Origin of the sequence: Calothrix sp. CCY 0018 (assembly GCF_963920925.1) — a bacterium.
GTDB lineage: Bacteria > Cyanobacteriota > Cyanobacteriia > Cyanobacteriales > Nostocaceae > Rivularia.
This window is the reverse complement of record NZ_CAWUDI010000071.1, coordinates 19,938-38,839: the sequence shown is the minus strand read 5'-3', so window position 1 is coordinate 38,839 and position 18,902 is coordinate 19,938. Positions and strand designations below refer to the sequence as shown.

The 18,902-nt window shown below is 36.1% G+C and carries 17 protein-coding genes; 13 read left to right on the top strand and 4 right to left on the bottom strand.

Annotation, left to right across the window (positions count from 1 at the left end):
• Positions 1–441 precede the first annotated feature (441 nt).
• A complete protein-coding gene (locus ACM03V_RS32280; RefSeq protein WP_414624899.1) occupies positions 442–1,623 on the top strand; it encodes an aldo/keto reductase in 1,182 nt (393 codons plus the stop codon).
• Between the two features lie 319 nt (positions 1,624–1,942).
• On the opposite strand, the gene ACM03V_RS32275 is transcribed toward ACM03V_RS32280, so the two are convergent.
• Both ACM03V_RS32275 and yidD read right to left on the bottom strand, forming a co-directional pair.
• Positions 1,943–2,647 carry a M15 family metallopeptidase gene (locus tag ACM03V_RS32275; protein ID WP_414624898.1) on the bottom strand — a complete coding sequence of 235 codons (705 nt, stop codon included), beginning with the start codon at positions 2,645–2,647 and terminating at the stop codon, positions 1,943–1,945.
• Positions 2,648–2,784: 137 nt separating this feature from the next.
• A complete protein-coding gene (gene yidD, locus ACM03V_RS32270) occupies positions 2,785–3,009 on the bottom strand; it encodes a membrane protein insertion efficiency factor YidD (RefSeq protein ID WP_414624897.1) in 225 nt (74 codons plus the stop codon).
• A 109-nt stretch (positions 3,010–3,118) separates the two neighbouring features.
• Between yidD and ACM03V_RS32265 the strand changes: the two genes are divergently transcribed.
• Positions 3,119–3,784 (top strand): diacylglycerol/polyprenol kinase family protein, encoded by a 666-nt coding sequence (locus ACM03V_RS32265; protein WP_414624896.1) that lies wholly within the window; start codon positions 3,119–3,121, stop codon positions 3,782–3,784.
• Between the two features lie 353 nt (positions 3,785–4,137).
• Positions 4,138–4,827 carry a hypothetical protein gene (locus ACM03V_RS32260; RefSeq protein WP_414624895.1) on the top strand — a complete coding sequence of 230 codons (690 nt, stop codon included), beginning with the start codon at positions 4,138–4,140 and terminating at the stop codon, positions 4,825–4,827.
• A gap of 127 nt (positions 4,828–4,954) precedes the next feature.
• Here the strand turns inward: ACM03V_RS32260 and ACM03V_RS32255 are convergent, their stop codons facing one another.
• Positions 4,955–5,107, bottom strand: coding sequence for a hypothetical protein (locus ACM03V_RS32255; protein WP_414624894.1), 153 nt, complete (start codon positions 5,105–5,107; stop codon positions 4,955–4,957).
• A 315-nt stretch (positions 5,108–5,422) separates the two neighbouring features.
• Here ACM03V_RS32255 and ACM03V_RS32250 point away from each other — a divergent pair, with 315 nt between their 5' ends.
• From ACM03V_RS32250 to ACM03V_RS32235, 4 genes are all read left to right on the top strand, one after another.
• Positions 5,423–6,805, top strand: coding sequence for a nicotinate phosphoribosyltransferase (locus tag ACM03V_RS32250; protein WP_414624893.1), 1,383 nt, complete (start codon positions 5,423–5,425; stop codon positions 6,803–6,805).
• Positions 6,806–6,911: 106 nt separating this feature from the next.
• On the top strand, positions 6,912–7,511 hold the full coding sequence (locus ACM03V_RS32245; protein WP_414624892.1) for a nicotinate-nucleotide adenylyltransferase: 600 nt from the start codon (positions 6,912–6,914) through the stop codon (positions 7,509–7,511).
• On the top strand, positions 7,472–8,218 hold the full coding sequence (locus tag ACM03V_RS32240) for an NUDIX hydrolase (RefSeq protein ID WP_414624891.1): 747 nt from the start codon (positions 7,472–7,474) through the stop codon (positions 8,216–8,218). Before ACM03V_RS32245 ends, ACM03V_RS32240 begins: the two co-directional genes overlap by 40 nt.
• Before the next feature lie 125 nt (positions 8,219–8,343).
• Positions 8,344–10,038, top strand: a complete 1,695-nt coding sequence (locus ACM03V_RS32235; RefSeq protein WP_414624890.1) for an NAD+ synthase — start codon at positions 8,344–8,346, stop codon at positions 10,036–10,038.
• Between the two features lie 606 nt (positions 10,039–10,644).
• Here the strand turns inward: ACM03V_RS32235 and ACM03V_RS32230 are convergent.
• Positions 10,645–11,328: a tetratricopeptide repeat protein gene (locus tag ACM03V_RS32230; protein WP_414624889.1), complete on the bottom strand. Its 684-nt coding sequence runs from the start codon at positions 11,326–11,328 to the stop codon at positions 10,645–10,647.
• 624 nt (positions 11,329–11,952) lie between these two features.
• On the opposite strand from ACM03V_RS32230, the gene ACM03V_RS32225 reads away from it, so the two are divergent.
• The 6 genes from ACM03V_RS32225 to ACM03V_RS32200 all read left to right on the top strand — a co-directional run bounded on the left by ACM03V_RS32225 (position 11,953) and on the right by ACM03V_RS32200 (position 18,876).
• A complete protein-coding gene (locus ACM03V_RS32225) occupies positions 11,953–12,282 on the top strand; it encodes a YbjQ family protein (RefSeq protein WP_414624900.1) in 330 nt (109 codons plus the stop codon).
• Positions 12,283–12,770: 488 nt separating this feature from the next.
• Entirely contained in the window at positions 12,771–13,400 is a 630-nt protein-coding gene (locus ACM03V_RS32220; RefSeq protein ID WP_414624888.1) for a hypothetical protein, read from the top strand.
• 400 nt (positions 13,401–13,800) lie between these two features.
• Positions 13,801–15,354, top strand: a complete 1,554-nt coding sequence (locus ACM03V_RS32215; RefSeq protein WP_414624887.1) for an NAD(P)H-quinone oxidoreductase subunit N — start codon at positions 13,801–13,803, stop codon at positions 15,352–15,354.
• Between the two features lie 252 nt (positions 15,355–15,606).
• A complete protein-coding gene (locus ACM03V_RS32210) occupies positions 15,607–15,741 on the top strand; it encodes a hypothetical protein (RefSeq protein WP_414624886.1) in 135 nt (44 codons plus the stop codon).
• 723 nt (positions 15,742–16,464) lie between these two features.
• Positions 16,465–17,199, top strand: coding sequence for a hypothetical protein (locus tag ACM03V_RS32205; protein ID WP_414624885.1), 735 nt, complete (start codon positions 16,465–16,467; stop codon positions 17,197–17,199).
• Positions 17,200–17,298: 99 nt separating this feature from the next.
• Positions 17,299–18,876 carry an NAD(P)-binding domain-containing protein gene (locus tag ACM03V_RS32200; RefSeq protein ID WP_414624884.1) on the top strand — a complete coding sequence of 526 codons (1,578 nt, stop codon included), beginning with the start codon at positions 17,299–17,301 and terminating at the stop codon, positions 18,874–18,876.
• Positions 18,877–18,902: the final 26 nt, after the last annotated feature.

Below are 18,902 nucleotides of genomic sequence, written 5' to 3'. Positions count from 1 at the left end.
ATCCTATTATTATTTTCCTTTTTAGAATGAAACAGCCCTGCCTTAAAAAGGGGGGTTGGGGGGATCTAAGAGTTGTGAATGCCTGCTTTTTGGTTGCGGTTGCGTAAGTCCTGAGTAAATAGAAAATGCCGTAACGCAGGATGATATACAGGGAATATGATTGTTTTCTCTAGTAAAACCTAGTCCACCTGGGGTTGAAAACCCCAGGCTAATAGCAGAAGTCCATTAAAATGGACTAATAATATTAAAAAAAAACTACGATCAATTTTATATTATCGACTTCTGCTATGAGGCTGGGAGTTATATCTACCGCTGCACTAATGCAAACATTCCCAAATGGTTAAATTTTAAGGAAAAATCAGGTTTATATACGTAAATCCGCATCGATACTAGTTAATATTAATTTTAGTAACTCTTTATTATCAAATCCTAATTTACCCGATGCTTTACAGAAGATTTGGACGCACCGAATTACAAATGCCCGTGTTTTCCTGCGGTGGGATGAGATATCAGTATAAATGGCAAGATGTACCTGAAGAAGAGATTCCCCGCAAAAACCAGGAAAATCTGGAAGCAACGATTAAAAAATCTTTAGAAATTGGTATAAACCATATTGAAACTGCTCGCGGTTACGGTACTTCAGAAATACAGTTAGGCAAAATTTTACCGAAATTCAATCGCGATAAATTAATCGTACAAACCAAAGTAGGCCCAAAGGCAGATGCAAAAGAATTTGAAAAAACTTTAGAACAATCTTTAAAAAATCTGCAATTAGACTATATTGATTTATTAGGAATTCACGGTATTAATAATGCCGAAACTTTAAAAAATACAATTCGCCCTGGTGGCTGTTTAGATATTGTCAGAAAATTTCAAGCTCAAGGAAAAGTTAAATTTATCGGCTTTTCTACTCACGGGCCAACTGATATTATTGTTGAAGCAATTAATACTAATCAATTCGATTATGTCAACCTGCATTGGTATTATATTAATCAAAGTAATTGGGCTGCGATAGAAGCTGCCACTCGTCACGATATGGGAGTATTTATAATTAGCCCTTCCGACAAAGGCGGTAGACTTTACGATCCACCAGAAAAGTTAGTTAAACTTTGCTCTCCTTTATCACCGATGGTATTTAACGACTTGTTTTGTTTGAGCCATCCTCAAGTGCATACCTTATCATTAGGTGCTTCAAAACCCAGCGATTTTGACGAACATTTGAAAACCATTAACTTATTAGATAAAGCTAATAAAGTGTTACCGCCGATTTTAGAAAAATTAGAACAAGAGGCGATCGCCACTTTAGGAGAAGACTGGGCAAAAACTTGGCACGTTGGCTTACCCAAACAAGAAGAAACACCGGGAAACGTAAATATCCCGATGGTTTTGTGGTTGCGGAACTTAGCCGTTGCTTACGATATGACAGAATATGCAAAAATGCGCTACAACCTTTTAGGAAAAGGAGGACATTGGTTTCCTGGAAATAAAGCCGATAAAATCGATCAATTAGACTTCAAACCATTTCTACAAAACAGTCCTCATGCCGATAAAATTCCTCAAATCCTTGCACAAGTAGACAAGATGCTAGGGGGTGAAGAAGTGAAACGTTTATCGCAAAGTTGATCGTTGTAGGGTGGTTCGTAGTAAGGACTTTAGTCCTCTAAGACTAGCGAGAAATGGCTTACTACGAACCTTGTTGCTTAATTTATCGAAGCGTCACACACTAGGATGTTGAATTTGATAGGATTTTCGCGCTTAAAGTTCACACAACTTTTATGCCACAGCAGCGTAGCCCTCACCCCGCCTCCGGCACCCCTCTCCCAAGCTTGGGAGAGGGGAGGGGGAGAGGGCAATATCTTGAACACCAACGCATTTTTTGCATGAAGTTTTAACCGCTAAAAAGGTACAAAGTAAACAGCCTAGTCACATACCCAACTATTAATCAAAACAACCTTCCATAACAAGCAACACATTTCTTATTCCCATTCGCTTCATTATTCAACCAAGCCCACATTTGATCCCCAAATGAATAATGCCACCATTCTCTAGGATTGCGTGTAAATCCCGCTTTTTCCATCACATATTTTAATAACAAACGATTCGCGTGATATTGTAAAACTTCTTGTTGAATATCGGCGTAATAATCGGGAAGCGATCGATCCGAAAGCTCATCAATCGGCGAACCCATATCTATTATTTGTCCTATTTCATCAACCAAAGTTACATCCACCGCACCACCAGTAGAGTGAGGAGGAGGAGTTTTTCGATCCAAACTAGGTTCAGCCCAAATTTTATAAACCTCTTCCCAAATACCTTGCCTTTGTGTTTCTGACAAACTTGATTCAGTTAATCCCTTTTCCTCTACAGCTTGAGAAAAAGTATAGTTAACCATAAACTTCTGCACCGCCACAGGGCGATAAGCATCAAAAATTTGAATACGCCAATCGGGATGTAATTTTTGCAGATAATTTTGAGCCTCTATCAAATAATCCACAAGAGTTTCACGCAAAAAATAAGGAGAATGTTCTCCATAAGGTGCCCCTAACTTCTGATAAGGATGAGGAGATTCCACCGCAAAATCTGACAACGGAATCTCTACCAAAGGTTCGCCACATTCAACAATTTCAATATAGTGATAAGGTCGCATTAATGTATTTTAGATTTTGGATTTTGGATTAAAAGAGTTAGTAATTACTAATTAGTAATTTTAATTCTTCCCCTTGTCCCCTTCCTTGTCCCCTTGTCTCCTTTTCTCCCTATCTCCCCATCCCCCCTCCCATCCCCTCACCTCCCATCCTGTTCCGGAACTGGATCGTAACCACCGGGATGAAATGGATGACAGCGGCAAATACGGCGAATACCCAACCAAGAACCCCGCAACACTCCGAAACGTTCGATCGCTTGCATAGCGTACATCGAACAAGTGGGTTGAAACCGACAAGTTGGGGGAAATAGTGGTGAGATAAACATCCGGTAGAACCGAATAAACCAAATAAATAATAGTTTCATAGTTTGGAATACGGTAACGAAAATCCGATAAATTGGTAGTAAGGGAAAAAATTTCTAATTAATTATATTTAACTTGAGTTCATTTACTGTTATAGATTCGATTCCGCCTATGTGGCTGCAAGTCGTAGCCGTTGGTATTTGGGTGTCGCTGATTCTTCTGAGTGCGGGGGGAGTCAAACGTTTTGCTAAAAGCGATTCGGAAATTATCCGCAAGATAGTTCACATTGGTACTGGTAATGTGATTCTACTTGCTTGGTGGCTAGATATTCCTGCAAGTATAGGTATCGCTGCTTCGATTTTAGCGAGCGCATTTACTTTATTGTCCTATCGATTCCCAATTTTTCCCGGTATAAATAGTGTCGGACGTAAAAGTTTGGGGACTTTTTTCTATTCTGTTAGTATTGGCGTTTTAATTGGCTGGTTTTGGTATTTAGAACAACCATTTTATGCCGTAATAGGAATATTAATTATGGCATGGGGAGATGGATTAGCAGCCCTCGTAGGTCAGCGTTTTGGTAAGCATAAATATAATGTATTAGGAGGTCAAAAAAGTTTAGAAGGCTCTCTAACTATGACATTAGTTAGCTTTATTATTTGTATTTTAGTTTTACAAAGCGTACAAGGTAATACTTGGGAAACTTGGGTAATATCGATAGTTGTAGCTTTAGTTGCTACTGGTTTAGAAGCGATTTCAATTCTTGGTATCGATAATTTAACCGTTCCCTTGGGAAGCGCGGCTTTAGCTTTTGTGTTAAATCAGTTGATTCTTCAATAAAGTTTTTCACTTAAAATAGGACTTATGCAAAGCCCCTCTTTTTTAAGGTAGGTTGGGGGGATGTCAACGTTGGGAATACCTAATTTATCATTACCGTTGCGTAAGTCCTATAAAATTTAACTTATTTTTAAAAATTGAGAAACTTTACTGTTGAAAACTCTTTACTTTTACTTGAAAGCAATTTTATTTGTTTAGACATATAGATGGTTTACCACGAACATTGTTCTCAAAAAACTTATAAACGAACTAATTTTCTGTATTTTTATTGACAACGGGTTGCAAAAGTTCATGAAGAGTTATTAAAATACTTCTATAGATATTAGAAATATGTTCCTTACGGCGGATGACTGCTAATGACTTTTTTGACGTTATCTCAACCATTCCTCCGCAATAAGCAGGAAGATTTAGATTACCAGGATTTACAAGGTATTTGGCGTATAAGTGGCAAAATTGGCAATATAAGAATTATTTCCGGGTTTTATACTCGAATAGACCAAGTTTTTATAGTTTGGGGCATAATATGTGCAGGAATATTTATTACAGCGCAATATTTACCCATTAGCTGGACTACTCAAGCAATTTTATGGACAACGTTTACCGCTATAGGTACGGCAACAATGATTGCATTTACCTGGTTGTGGGTAAGCGTAGAACGTTTGCGCTGGTTGATATATGCTTGGGTGGCTTTGATGCTGGGGGGTGTTCTCCTGACTGATTTAGGCATTTTTCTAGGTTGGGGACAAGTCTTGATGCGTTTGTGTCCCTTATGGTTGGGATTAAGTGCAATTGGTTATGTCATCACAGCATGGGCAGTGCGATCGCGCACTTTTTTAATTACGGCAGCAATTCATTTATTCGGAATTTTGCTTTTATCCTACTGTGGTGGAAAACAATTTCTGGCTACTGGTTTAATAATGGGAATGAGTTTACTGCTTTTAGCTGAGCTACAGTGGGAAATGCGTCCCCCAATTAACTACGACGTACTAACACCAGAACAAAAGGAATTTAATCGGCAGCAACATTTGCTTCGTCAATTAACTTAAGAATAAAATTAAATATGAAAATCTAAAAATTGTTGCATTGCAAATTCTTTATTAGAAAAGCCGGTGGTTTAAAGTTGTCTTTCACCACCGGCCTTATTTTTGATTCACTCATCTTTGTTTTTATGATTTACCATGTACTAACTGTGCTTTTTTTATAAATCTCACCTGTAAATGGCTGAACACCACTATTTGGATAAGCATCATCGCTAGGGCCAAAAATCCGCATTACCGCTTCAGAAATGTACTGAGCTATATTTGAAAGCATTTTGGAAATAAACATAAAGGTAATCTCCTTCAGTTTTTATTTTTTGTTTTAAAACTCGATACCTTTAATGTAATTCCAATATCAAAAATAAATTCGACTTCTACACATATCGAAAATATTTGCAACGATTATTCAATTTGCTTTGTAATTCTTTAGATTTCCATCTGTAATGGAAGAACCATTATTTATCGTAACCCAAAATTAAACAAATCAGGGAACAGGAGATGGGGAGAAATATAAACTTTCTAATTCCTAACTTTTTACCTCTTGACATGATTTATGGTGAAAACTACCATAAATACAGATAGGTTTTGTCAAGGTGCATAAAGAATGACAAGTTTGTTTAACCGCGAGAATACCTTAATGTCCGAGCAATTAACTATCTCCAGCGAGGATTATAGCTTGCTGACAGACCTTTATCAATTGACGATGGCGGCTTGTTATAGGGGTGAAAATGTACATCAGAAAACAGCTTGTTTTGAAGTGTTTGCTAGGAGATTTCCAGAAGGATTTGGTTATGCGATCGCGATGGGGTTAGCGCAAGTGTTGGAATATCTGGAAAATTTTAGATTTAATGATAAACAGATAAAGGCTTTGCAAGATACGGGAATTTTTGCATCGGCACCAGTGGAATTTTGGTCATTATTAACAGAAGGTAAATTTACGGGAGATGTATGGGCAGTAGAGGAAGGTACTGCGGTGTTTGCTCTCGAACCCTTGTTACGAATTGAAGCACCTTTATGGCAAGCGCAATTGGTAGAAACTTACTTGCTTAATACCTTAAATTACCAGACATTGATTGCAACTAGAGCAGCGCGATCGCGAGATGTTGCCGGAGAAAAAACAACATTATTGGAATTTGGTTCGAGACGAGCATTTAGTCCTCAAGCGTCGCTGTGGGCGGCAAGAGCGGCATTAGCAGGAGGTTTTGATGCGACATCTAACGTGTTGGCAGCACTGAAACTTGGTGAAAAACCCAGCGGTACAATGGCTCACGCTTTAGTTATGGCTCTTTGTGCCTTAGAAGGTAGTGAAGAACAGGCTTTTAGTGCATTTCATCAATACTTCCCAGGGGCACCCTTGTTAATTGATACTTATGATACAATCGCTGCCGCTCGTGAATTGGCAGTTAAAGTAAAAGCCGGAAAAATAAAGTTAACGGGAGTGAGATTAGATTCTGGAGATTTGGTAGCATTATCAAAACAAGTCAAAGAAATTTTGCCAGACGTATCAATTTTTGCGAGTGGAGATATAGACGAATGGGAAATTAGCAGACTTAAAAGTAAGAATGCTCAAATTGATGGTTATGGCATAGGAACCCGATTGGTGACAGGTAAGCCAGTAAATGGAGTTTACAAACTTGTAGAAATAGACGGTATTCCGGTGATGAAGCAGTCTAGCGGCAAGCTTAGTTATCCAGGAAGAAAGCAAATTTTTCGCGAGTTCGTAAAAGGTAAACTGAAGAAAGATACTTTGGGATTAGTTTCGGAAAATTATCCAGACAAGCAACCTTTACTAAAATTATTTATGAAAGATGGTAGACGTTTAGAAGCGCCTTATACGATTGAAACAATAAGAAAACGAACAGCCGCTTCAGTTGCTAGTTTATCTGCTCAGATTAGAAACTTAGATTCATCTACATCAATGCCAGTAGAAATTTCAGCTTCTCTACAACAGTTAACCGAGCAAACAAATAAAGGGAATAGGGAATAGGGAATAGTAAACAGGTACAAAAAATATTTAATAGTTTTGATGATTCATCTTATAAATTTAATAATTAGCAACTAACGACTAACAACTAACAACTATCAACTAACTAATGAAAATTGCATTATTTGGTACAAGTGCAGATCCACCAACAGCAGGACATCAAGCAGTTTTAGTTTGGTTATCTTATCATTACGATTTAGTAGCAGTTTGGGCGGCAAATAATCCTTTTAAATCTCATCAAACACCTTTAGAAAATCGCGTTGAAATGTTGCTGTTATTGATTGCTGATATTAGCCCACCAAGGCAAAATATCCATTTAGAACAGGAATTAAGCCATTTAAGAACCGTTACAACAGTAGAAAATGCTAAACAACGCTGGGGTAAAGAGACTGAATTTGTTGTCATAATTGGTTCGGATTTACTCGATCAATTTCAACGTTGGTATAAAATTGAAGATTTGTTGCAACAAGCAGAAATATTGGTGATACCAAGACCGGGATATACGATAGATGAAAGTAGTTTGCTTCATGTACGTGAATTAGGAGGAGAAATTACTGTAGCGAATTTAACAGGATTAGATGTTTCTTCAACAGCGTATCGCGAACACGGCGATACTCAAGCTTTGACACCCTCCGTAGCTGCTTATATTAATCAAAAGCATTTATACGAATGCCAAGACTCAACCAAAACAAAACTTTCCCAACCTTAAATCAACAGCCCTTAGCTGATTTTAAAGTCGGTGTTGATAATGCAATTTTTTCAGTTGATATTGCTCAAAATAGGCTATTAGTTCTATTAATAATGCGCCCTTCAGAGCCATTTGCACAAACTTGGGGTCTTCCAGGTACTTTAGTTCGTGAAGGAGAGTCTTTAGAAGATGCTGCCTATAGAATTATGGCTGAGAAAATTTGTGTTAAAAACCTTTATTTAGAGCAATTATATACTTTTGGCGGCCCCCAACGCGACCCCAGGGAAGCAAGCGATAGTTATGGAGTGCGTTATTTATCAGTAAGTTATTTTGCTTTAGTACGATTTGAAGAAGCACAATTAATTACCGATAGCATTGCCGATGTAGCTTGGTATCCGGTAAAAGAAATACCATCATTAGCATTTGACCACAATGAAATAATTTCATACGGATACAAGCGTTTGCGAAATAAATTAGAGTATTCTCCTGTCGCTTTTGATGTATTACCAGAAAAGTTTACGTTGAACGATTTATACCAGTTTTATACTACTGTTTTAGGAGAAAATTTTTCTGACTATTCTAATTTTCGCGCTCGCTTATTAAAATTAGGTTTTTTATGCGATACCAAAATAAAAGTATCGCGGGGAGCCGGTCGTCCTGCTAGTTTATATAAGTTTGATGCTGAAGCTTTTGCACATTTTAAAGATAAGCCTTTAGTTTTTATTTAATTACTATAAAGCACTATATGACCATAATAATATGACGTAATCTAGATAAAAACATTAACTAAAAATATTAATATCATATCTTTTTACTGTTCCCCGTTACCTATTCCCCATTCTCTACTCCCCACATGAAAATTACAATAGCTCAAATAAATCCAATTATTGGCGATATACCTGGCAATACTCAAAAAATTATCGAAGCTGCCAACAAAGCAATAGCAGATAAATCCGATTTATTATTAACTCCCGAACTTTCTTTATGTGGTTATCCTCCACGGGATTTGTTATTAAAGCCTGATTTTTTAAAGGCTATGAATATAGCTTTGCAGCAGTTAGCTAGAGATTTACCTGCTAGTTTAGCGGTATTAGTAGGAACCGCCCAAGAAAATACAAAAGCACATATTGCGGGAGGAAAATCTCTTTATAACAGCATTGCTTTACTTGTTGAAGGAAAAGTAAAACAGATTTTTCATAAGCGATTGCTACCAACTTATGATGTCTTTGACGAACATCGATATTTTGAACCTGGTAATAAAGCCAATTATTTTACTTTAAATAATGTCAAATTCGGCGTGACAGTTTGCGAAGACTTATGGAATGATGAAGAATTTTTTGGCAAACGCAGTTATTCCATCAATCCGATTGCCGAATTATTCAAATCAAATGTAGATATAGTTGTTAATTTATCAGCTTCACCTTATACATTTGGTAAACAAAGCTTTCGCGAAGCTATGTTAAAACATACTGCGATGCGCTTTAATACGCCAATTATCTATGTAAATCAGGTAGGTGGTAATGACGATTTAATTTTTGATGGTAGAAGTTTTGCTTTGAATAAACGCGGTGAAGTAACTTCTCGCGCTCGTGGTTTTGATACCGATTTACTTCAACTAGAATTTGATAAGCAGAAACATGATTTAAACGTAGGCTCAATTGCCCCCAATTGTGAATGCGAAGACGAAGAAATTTGGCAGGCTTTGGTATTGGGAGTAAGGGATTACGTGCAAAAGTGCCGTTTTTCTAAAGTAGTGTTGGGTTTGAGTGGCGGTATTGATTCATCGATTGTTGCGGCGTGCGCCACGGCAGCGTTAGGTAAGGATTCGGTACTGGGTGTATTGATGCCTTCTCCTTATAGCTCGGAATCTTCAATTAAAGATGCCGATGACTTGGCGAAAAATCTTGGCATAACCACGCAAAAGCTGCCAATAGGAGATTTAATGAAGTCTTATGACGGTACTTTTGCAGAATTATTCGCAAACACTGAATTTGGATTAGCTGAAGAAAATATCCAATCTAGAATTCGCGGTAGCTTATTAATGGCAATTTCAAATAAATTTGGTTATCTTCTGCTATCAACTGGTAATAAATCGGAAATGGCGGTTGGTTACTGTACTTTATACGGCGATATGAATGGTGGTTTAGCTGTAATTGCCGATGTTCCCAAAACCCGCGTTTATTCGATTTGCCATTGGTTAAACAGAAACGGCGAAGTTATTCCGCAAAATGTTTTAGTTAAGCCACCGAGTGCTGAACTAAAACCCAACCAAATTGACCAAGATTCATTACCAGATTACGAAATTTTAGACGACATTTTGCAGCGTTTAATTAATGATTATCAATCAGCAGAGCAAATAATTGCAGCAGGGCATGACACAGCAGTTGTCAATAGAGTTATTCAAATGGTGACTCGTGCAGAATTTAAACGGCGACAGGCACCCCCAGGAATCAAAATTACCGATCGCGCTTTCGGTACTGGTTGGCGAATGCCTATTGCTAACAATTGGTTGGCAATAAAAAATGCTTATAAAACTTTGGAAAGCTAATTGTACACGTTTTTATGATTTAATCTTGAGAAACAAGCATTTACATCTTTAGGTGCAAATACCTCAGTTTTGAATTATCTCTTATGTTAGGTTACTTGGCAAATGTAATCTAGGAAAATAATATTAATTAAGGTAGAAGCGAAAAATGAAATGGATAGATATTTGATTACGAAAACGTCTGAGGTGTCTATAAGCTACCTCTATAAGCAGTCGCAAGAGCTTCAAGAACGCTCGCAATTACATACAAAGATGTTTCATAATTATTTCAAGCTTACGTTTGGAATCTTAATATAATTTAAAAGGCTTGTTTAAAATTTTTAAAAATAAGTATTTTATTATCTAGCATTAGTAACAATAAGGTTATTGCTTGAGAATGAAGCAAGTGGGATAAGTATAGTAGAATTATTAATTCCCACCTTGCTTCGAGCCAATACCAATCGAGTAAGCGACACGAGCAAACAAAAAACAAAATATGCTCTGGTGATGCAATCCTATTTATTCATGTGAGTTAATTCTCAGTGAATGCCTAGATTGTCTTAGTCTTGAAAGCGAGCAGAAATCATCAGTCACTTTTTATCCGTTATTAAAGGGAAAATCGCAAGTAATTTACCCCTCAATTTTCCGCAACATTGCATCTATCCGAGCAACAGCATCCCATTTTTTCTGGCTTTCGTACAAATTTAGTGCTTTCTTCAAAGCTCCTGCTGCTTCTTTCGACTGGCCTTTGTTCATCAAAATTCTACCCCGTAATTCGTAAGCTTGGGGGTTCTTTGGATCTAATTCTACTACCTTCTCATATGCCCATTTAGCGCTATCGTATTCGCCTAAACGTAATAAGATTAAAGCTAATCCGATGTAAGAATTAACGTTTTCACGGTCAATTTGTATGGATTTACGATAAGCATCTTTTGCAGTTTTATTATCGCCCATGCTACCGCTAACGTAAGCTAAAGCATATTGATAATCCGCATTATCGGGATTTAAGGACACAGCACGACGGTAAGATGCTAATGCTGCACGATAATTCCCTTGCTGAGCATACAAGTAACCGATACCAGAATAAATACTGCCGTTTTTTGGTTCTAAGCTCGAAGCTTCTTGATAAACTCTGATTGCGCCATTATAATCACCAGATTTTACTAGATTGCGCCCTTCATCCAGCAGTATTTTTACCTGCTGGGTGCTTTTAGACTGCGCCACTTTTATTTCAGCTCGAGCCGCAGGAGGCATTGCAGAAGCAATACTTCCTATCATGAGAACACCGATTAGAGAATATGTTTGATTGTACACAGTTGAATACCTGAAAGTTTTCGCAACTTTACCACAACTTAAATTTATGCTTGTCCATTAAAACAAAAATATTGAATTTTGAAAACTCTATTTGCTGACTTTTTCTGAACTTTATAATTAATTTATCGTAACGGCTATATAAAAACGTTTTTTCTAAGTAATTATTCGGTTGTCGAATGTTCTTATGCTATTTCAAGCAATAAACCTTTGTATTAAGTAATTTCGCGGTTTCAAATTAGCTTATTAAAGAGTAAATATATCGGATGTATTGGATAGTTGTTTCTCGTTAAGTATTTTTTAAATGTATTGCTGCCTACAATTAAGCCATACTATATAATCTTAAGCTAACGCTAATTTCTTGTTTATCCCTAAATACGAATGGTTTCTTGCAGGGTTTATTTAGAGAGTAATCGATTATTCTCAAGATATATCTGCGTTTTTAATGCATTTGTAGCACGCCGATCTTTACGAAGCTTTAATTATTGTGTTAATTCCTTCGCTTACCGCAATAGCTGTACTTTTGACAAAATATTCACTTTCCAAACATCTTCTCAGAGTGGGGGATTTATTTGATTGCAAAATCTATCACAATTGGAATTAGAAACCAGTTGTGAAGGCAGATATATGATTATAACGACTACTGATGTCATTCAAGGAGCTATTGTTGAATCCTATTTAGGGGTTGTAACGGCAGAAGTTGTTTACGGCAGTAATTTCATGCGAGATTTTTTCGCTGGTTTGAGAGATATTATCGGTGGGCGCACGGGTAGCTACGAGCGTTTGTTTGAAGAAGGTCAGCAAAAAGCACTTTCAGAATTAGAAAAACGAGCGCAGCGTTTGGGAGCAAATGCTGTTGTAGGTATTGAAATTGATACCGGCACAATCAATGTAGATCAATCGGGTGTTTTATTGCTAATTACTGCTGTAGGTACTGCCGTTAAAATACGTGAATAATATCAAGCACAAAACATGACTTACGAATAATTATTTTTAACAATTTTCGTAAGTTATAGGAACTCTGGAGACAGTAACTTAATAATTTTGTTTTCTAATTATTATGTCTCCAGAATGTCATTTTCAATTATCTTGAATTCATGTACTGGTACAGCTAATAACTTTTTTGAGGATATAATTAAAAATATTTTTCTAGCTCAAACCTTCTTACAGTATAGCATTGACACAAACACTATTTTTAAGAATCTTTGCTTTATCGGTTTATCTTTATAAAGAAAACATCAAGAAATCATCAAATTATATCCTTAACAAAATTTAACTTTACTTGAAAATTGAACACAATATTTTATAGCTAAAGATAGAGCTAATAAGTATACCGTTGGATAGATTTGCACAATTAAAATTTATCATTTAATAATTGATTATAAGCAGTAGTATTGCTCAAAAAGTTTTTAGTTAAAATTAAAAAGTCAGGAGATATCTAAATAATGTCTTATGTAAATAGAGTAGGTGAAGAAGTAATTAATGAACCTGTTGTAGCAAGCAGAGTAGTTGATTATCACGATCGCGTTCGTTGGGGTCCGATTATATCTGGCTTGTTGGTTGGTTTATCAACTCAATTAATTTTGAGCGCTTTGTTTGGTGCAATTGGAGCAACTTTCGTTTCCGACTCTACTACACCTGGAAGTATTGCACCCAATATTGCAGGTAACGTAGGCATTTGGTCAACGATTGCTTTGTTAATCTCTTTGTTTGTTGCTGGCTGGATTACAACTCGTGCTTGCGGTCCCATGAATCGCAGTACAGCTTTATTAAATGGGGCAATTCTTTGGGCAACAACTTTAGCTGTTAGTTCTTGGTTGCTAGCAAGCGGTGTATCTGGTGCTTTCGGTGTTGCAGCTTATAATGCCGGAGAAGTAATCAATCAGATACAGGTACAAGGTGCCGATATTCCCCAAAATGTACCCACCATTAATGCACAACAAGCTAGTCAAATTGCGGACGCAACTTCCAAAGGTTTATGGTGGTTTGTATTCGGTTCTTTACTGGGTTTAATCGCATCAATGATTGGAGCAGCAGCCGGGGCACGTACTCCTCGCGTTCGTCACGAAGCTTAAATTTGAGATAAAAATGGTTTTTCAGTACTTGTTATGCTAATAAAATAGCCGTAGAAGAGGGAACGGGGGATAGAGCAAAAAACTTGATTAGTTCCCGAATTTTGATTCTACAAAATAATGATCCTTGTATAGCAACTACTTCAGTGATTTATAGATAAATTTAAGCATACTAGGGACTGAAAAATCATAAAAGTTAGATTTAATAATTCCGAAAGCACCTTACAACAGGTGCTTTTTGATTTGAGTAAGTTTGGAAAAAAGATAGTACAAATGTTTAGCTATACAGATTGAAAGGTCGAATTTAACTTTCATCTTGAATGATTTTGGTGAAATAATAGTAAAAAACAATAGAATTAACACAGTTAGTGTGAAAGTCTAATAGTCGAAACCTGTATATCTCATGGATTTTGTTAACCTTGCATCCCAGTTAAATGCTGGAACGATAGTACCAGAGGGGATTGTAATAATCACCTTTTTAGGGGTTTTGATCGTAGACTTGATTTTAGGACGTTCGTCCGCACGCTGGATTGGGTATCTAGCAATTGCAGGTTTACTTGCTTCTTTGGTGGCTTTGTATCTTCAATGGGATAATGTTAATCCCATCTCATTTATTGGTGCCTTCAATGGCGATGACCTTAGTATCGTATTTCGCGGTATTATTGCCCTAAGTGCCGCCGTTACTATTTTGATGTCAATTCGCTACGTTGAACAAAGTGGTACGGCATTAGCAGAATTTATCGCTATTTTGCTTACTGCCACGCTTGGAGGAATGTTTCTATCCGGTGCTAACGAGTTAGTGATGATTTTCATCTCCTTAGAAACTCTTAGTATTTCCTCCTATTTATTAACAGGTTATACCAAGCGCGACCCGCGTTCTAATGAAGCAGCGCTGAAATATTTGTTAATTGGTGCTTCAAGTACTGCTGTATTTCTATATGGTGTTTCCCTGCTTTACGGATTGTCTGGCGGACAAACTCAACTCAGCGCGATCGCCACTGGCATCGAAACAGCAAACCTCGGTCAATCCTTGGGTGTAGTAATTGCCTTAGTGTTTGTAATTGCTGGTATAGGTTTTAAAATATCTGCCGCACCTTTTCACCAGTGGACACCAGATGTATATGAAGGCGCACCAACTCCGGTAATTGCGTTTTTGTCTGTAGGTTCCAAAGCTGCGGGTTTTGCTTTAGCTATCCGTTTGCTAACAACAGTATTTCCTCTCGTTGCCGATGAGTGGAGATTCGTATTTACCGCATTAGCCGTATTAAGTATGATATTGGGTAACGTGGTTGCCCTTGCCCAAACTAGTATGAAACGGATGCTAGCTTATTCATCCATTGCTCAAGCAGGGTTTGTGATGATTGGCTTAATTGCTGGCAGCGAAGCAGGATATTCCAGCATGATATTCTACTTACTAGTTTATTTATTTATGAACCTTTGCGGTTTTACCTGCGTAATTCTGTTCTCCTTACGGACGGGAACCGACCAAATTACCGAGTACTCTGGTTTATATCAGAAAGATCCGCTTTTAACTTTAGGATTAAGCCTTTCTTTGCTTTCCTTGGGAGGTATTCCTCCTTTAGCCGGGTTCTTTGGTAAAATCTACCTATTCTGGGCAGGTTGGCAAGCAGGTTTGTATGGTTTAGTTTTACTGGGTTTAGTTACTAGCGTGGTATCTATTTACTATTACATCCGCGTCGTCAAGATGATGGTAGTAAAAGAACCTCAAGAAATGTCGGATGTAGTGAAGAATTATCCTCCAATCAATTGGAATTTGCCTGGATTAAGACCATTACAAATAGGGTTGATAACAACTTTAATTGCCACCTCTATTGCTGGAATTCTTTCCAATCCATTATTTACCTTGGCAAATAATTCGGTTGCTAATACCCCTATGTTGCAGAAATCAATAGTTGCTACCCCTCGGGCTAATATAGCTATAAATCAGCAACCATAAAGGAAATTACTTTCAATCGCTCTTTTATTAAAAGGAGTTTGAAGATAATTTTTCGTTAACGATACTTAAGTATCATCGAAAGAATTATTTATCATTAATAGTAAATGGCTGTTCCAATTTAAGCGAACAGCCATTTTTATTTGTTGATGCAAAGTAAATAAGATCGAGTCTATCTAATTAATTTTTATTCCTTTGAATTAGAACAGGACTTACGCAAAAATAACGTAATTTCGTCCGGGCGGTTAGCCCAGCATGTCCGTTAGTATATGCGATGAGCCACACGCTTTGGGTGAAAGCGACGTAATCAACGGGAATGCACTATCCCAGAATTACATTAAGAAAGTAAATTCGCCGTGGAAAGTATTTTTTTATGATGAAAATGATTAGATATATATTCCAAACTCTATCTGTCACAAGATAGATTTGTACTCAATTGTTTTATATCTTAAGGTACATACTCTATTTTAAAAAAAATGTCACCTGCAACTTAAAGCTTATTAACACTTTATTTAACGCATATCAGCTTGATGTATAAATAAATACTGTATTCTTGTGATTCTTTAAGGGAGCAGTTTAGAGCAATTATTGACCTTTTAAAATAAATATAAAAATTTATAATCAAACGATATAAAAAGTCATGGTTTATTGTTATTTGCGTGATTATACGCAGACAATCAGTAAAACTAAATATATTTTAGAAGCAAGTAGGTTGGTTGAATGCATTGCATAAGAAATACAAGTGAATTATATAGCCTGCTGATTTTAACGAAATAATATAGCTTTTAACTTATATTTATAGAGTATTAGTAACCTTTTATACGTTATAAGCAGTACCTTTAATTTGTTAGATAGCCATATATTTAGTATCTTCTAAATTTAGACTTCAATATTTTATACCCAGTAAGATTTAATGACAAAATTGACTGACAATTAAATATATTTACGGTTATCAAGCGTAACAAAATATTAAACAATGATGAAGAAATTAATTATTAGGAATCAAGCTGATAATTAAACGCGAAATAAAAGCTAGGAAATATTATTTGTTTAGCTTTGAAATAGCGTTGTTTGATTTTAGTAATTAAGCAGGTTTAATAAGGAGTATTGGAAATGAAAGAAGTTCTTGCACATATTGAAAAGAAGAAGCAAGAGTTTGCTAAGTTAGATTTTTTTGAATTTTTGGCAGACGAAAGTATAGCTCCAATGGAAAGACTTGGTTGGGCACCTTGTGCTGCTTATTTTGCAATGATGTTTAAAGATTTGAACACTTATATACTCAGAAAGGAGCCAGCTGATAGTCCAATTCAAGAGATGATAAATAGACATTCATATGAAGATGGCCGTCATTGGAACTGGTATATAAAAGATTTAAAAGAAATGGGTTTTGATGAATCGCTTCAATTTAGCGATGCTTTGAAATTTCTTTGGGGTGAAGAAACAAAGAAAACACGTGAATTATGCTATAAACTATCTTCCTTATGCCTTTTTGAACAAGATTTATTAATTAAATTGGTTGTTATTGAGGCAATAGAAGCTACTGGAGTTATCGCTTTACCATTGTTAGCTAACTTAGGTAATAAATTACAGGAGCTAACTAAAAAAAGATATTCATATTTTAGCTCTTCTCATGCAAAAGTAGAAACTGGTCACATTATAGGTGGTTTGGAATATGATGAGACAGAAAAATTTCTAAATAATATAGAGTTAACACCCGAACAAAGACAGAAAGCTATTGAAGCTATCGAAATAGTTTTTGATAGCTATTCAGAATTTACAGATGAGATGTTGATTTACGCTAAAAAGCACCACAGAAAAAATCAAAATGCTATAAAAGTAGCCGTGTAATACTGATGAATAGTTACATAATTAGTAATTAAGTTCTAAATACTGAATTTTAATTACTTTTTGTTTCAAATAGTTTAGAGGTGTTTGATAGTTAAGAATATGCAACATTTTGAATATTTAATTATTGGTGCAGGTCCCGCTGGATTACAGCTTGGTTATTATCTTGAAAAAGCTAACCGCAATTATCTTATTCTTGAAGGTGGAAATAAAGCTGGAAACTTCTTCAATAAATTTCCTCGACATAAAAAGTTAATTTCAATTAATAAAGTCTATACAGGGTATGAGGATTCAGAAATAAATCTTCGCTGGGATTGGAATTCGTTATTAAGCGATAGTGAAGAAATGCTGTTTAAGAATTACAGCAGAGAATATTTTCCCCATACAGATGATTTAGTTCGATATTTAGATGATTTTGCTAAGCACTTCAAGCTAAATATAAAATATAATTGCCAAGTTGTTAGAATCGCCAAAAACGATAAATTTATGGTGATAGATAACAATGGTAATGTTTATTCAGCGTCTCGTTTAATTGTAGCGACTGGTTTTAGTAAACCATATGTTCCAGAAATTCCTGGAATAGAGTTAGCAGAAAACTATACAGATGTATCTGTAGATCCAGAAGATTTTGCTAATCAACGGGTATTAATTATTGGTAAAGGAAATTCTGGTTTTGAAACTGCTGATAATTTAGTTGCAACAGCTTCACTGATTCATATAGCTAGTCCCACACCCGTAAAGATGGGATGGAAAACAAAGTACGTAGGACATCTAAGAGCAGTTAATAACAATTTCCTTGATACTTATCAGTTAAAGTCGCAAAATGTAGTTTTGAATGCAAATGTTGATAAAATCAAGTTTATTAATGGTAAATATATTGTTTCATTTACTTACAAATATGCAAATGATGAAATCGAAGATTTAGTTTATGACCGTGTAATTATATGTACGGGCTTCCGTTTTGATAACTCTATCTTTGATGAATTATGTCAGCCCGAGCTAACTATCAATAATCGCTACCCAAATCAAACAAGTGAATGGGAATCAACTAACATTAAAGACTTATATTTTATCGGAGTGTTGACTCATATGCGGGATTATAAAAAGAAACAATCCGGTTTCATTCATGGATTCCGCTATAATATTCGGGCACTACATCAAATATTAGAACTTAAATATTACGACCTGCAGCTACCTTGTCAAACAATTGATTCTACTCCTAAAAAATTGGTCGAGACTATTATTACACGGGTAAATAAAAGCTCGGCTTTATGGCAGCAAACAGGCTACTTATGTGACCTTGCTGTAATTTCTGAAGATGATAAAAAGGTACGATACTATAAAGAAATCCCAACCGACTATGTACATGAGAGCGATTTAGGTAAGCAAGAAAATTACTACACTATTACCTTAGAATTTGGACTCGATATAATATTTGCTAGTCCAGACCCATTTTCTGTTGAGCGGATTCACAAAGATGATGTAAAAAGAGCTAACTTAAGTCCTAGTTTACATCCCATTATTCGTCGTTTTTGCAATAACAAATTGATAGCAGAACATCACGTGATTGAAGATATAGATAGTGAATGGTTAGAAGATGTGCATGTTAAGCCATTACTAAAATTCTTCCATAATCAGCTACTAAGTGAAAGTCAAAGTATTAAATTGGAAGTAGCATAATCTGTTCTTGAAAAAAAGAGATTAAT

Bases quoted from the DNA above. Each gene is read 5' to 3' on its own strand.
- ACM03V_RS32210 (WP_414624886.1), top strand. From the start codon at position 15,607: ATGTCCGTTAGTATATGCGATGAGCCACACGCTTTGGGTGAAAGCGAC.
- ACM03V_RS32225 (WP_414624900.1), top strand. From the start codon at position 11,953: ATGATTATAACGACTACTGATGTCATTCAAGGAGCTATTGTTGAATCC.
- ACM03V_RS32200 (WP_414624884.1), top strand. From the start codon at position 17,299: ATGCAACATTTTGAATATTTAATTATTGGTGCAGGTCCCGCTGGATTA.
- yidD (WP_414624897.1), bottom strand. From the start codon at position 3,009: ATGAAACTATTATTTATTTGGTTTATTCGGTTCTACCGGATGTTTATC.
- ACM03V_RS32280 (WP_414624899.1), top strand. From the start codon at position 442: ATGCTTTACAGAAGATTTGGACGCACCGAATTACAAATGCCCGTGTTT.
- ACM03V_RS32220 (WP_414624888.1), top strand. From the start codon at position 12,771: ATGTCTTATGTAAATAGAGTAGGTGAAGAAGTAATTAATGAACCTGTT.
- ACM03V_RS32275 (WP_414624898.1), bottom strand. From the start codon at position 2,647: ATGCGACCTTATCACTATATTGAAATTGTTGAATGTGGCGAACCTTTG.
- ACM03V_RS32265 (WP_414624896.1), top strand. From the start codon at position 3,119: ATGTGGCTGCAAGTCGTAGCCGTTGGTATTTGGGTGTCGCTGATTCTT.
- ACM03V_RS32215 (WP_414624887.1), top strand. From the start codon at position 13,801: ATGGATTTTGTTAACCTTGCATCCCAGTTAAATGCTGGAACGATAGTA.
- ACM03V_RS32250 (WP_414624893.1), top strand. From the start codon at position 5,423: ATGACAAGTTTGTTTAACCGCGAGAATACCTTAATGTCCGAGCAATTA.
- ACM03V_RS32205 (WP_414624885.1), top strand. From the start codon at position 16,465: ATGAAAGAAGTTCTTGCACATATTGAAAAGAAGAAGCAAGAGTTTGCT.
- ACM03V_RS32245 (WP_414624892.1), top strand. From the start codon at position 6,912: ATGAAAATTGCATTATTTGGTACAAGTGCAGATCCACCAACAGCAGGA.
- ACM03V_RS32240 (WP_414624891.1), top strand. From the start codon at position 7,472: ATGCCAAGACTCAACCAAAACAAAACTTTCCCAACCTTAAATCAACAG.
- ACM03V_RS32260 (WP_414624895.1), top strand. From the start codon at position 4,138: ATGACTTTTTTGACGTTATCTCAACCATTCCTCCGCAATAAGCAGGAA.
- ACM03V_RS32255 (WP_414624894.1), bottom strand. From the start codon at position 5,107: ATGTTTATTTCCAAAATGCTTTCAAATATAGCTCAGTACATTTCTGAA.
- ACM03V_RS32235 (WP_414624890.1), top strand. From the start codon at position 8,344: ATGAAAATTACAATAGCTCAAATAAATCCAATTATTGGCGATATACCT.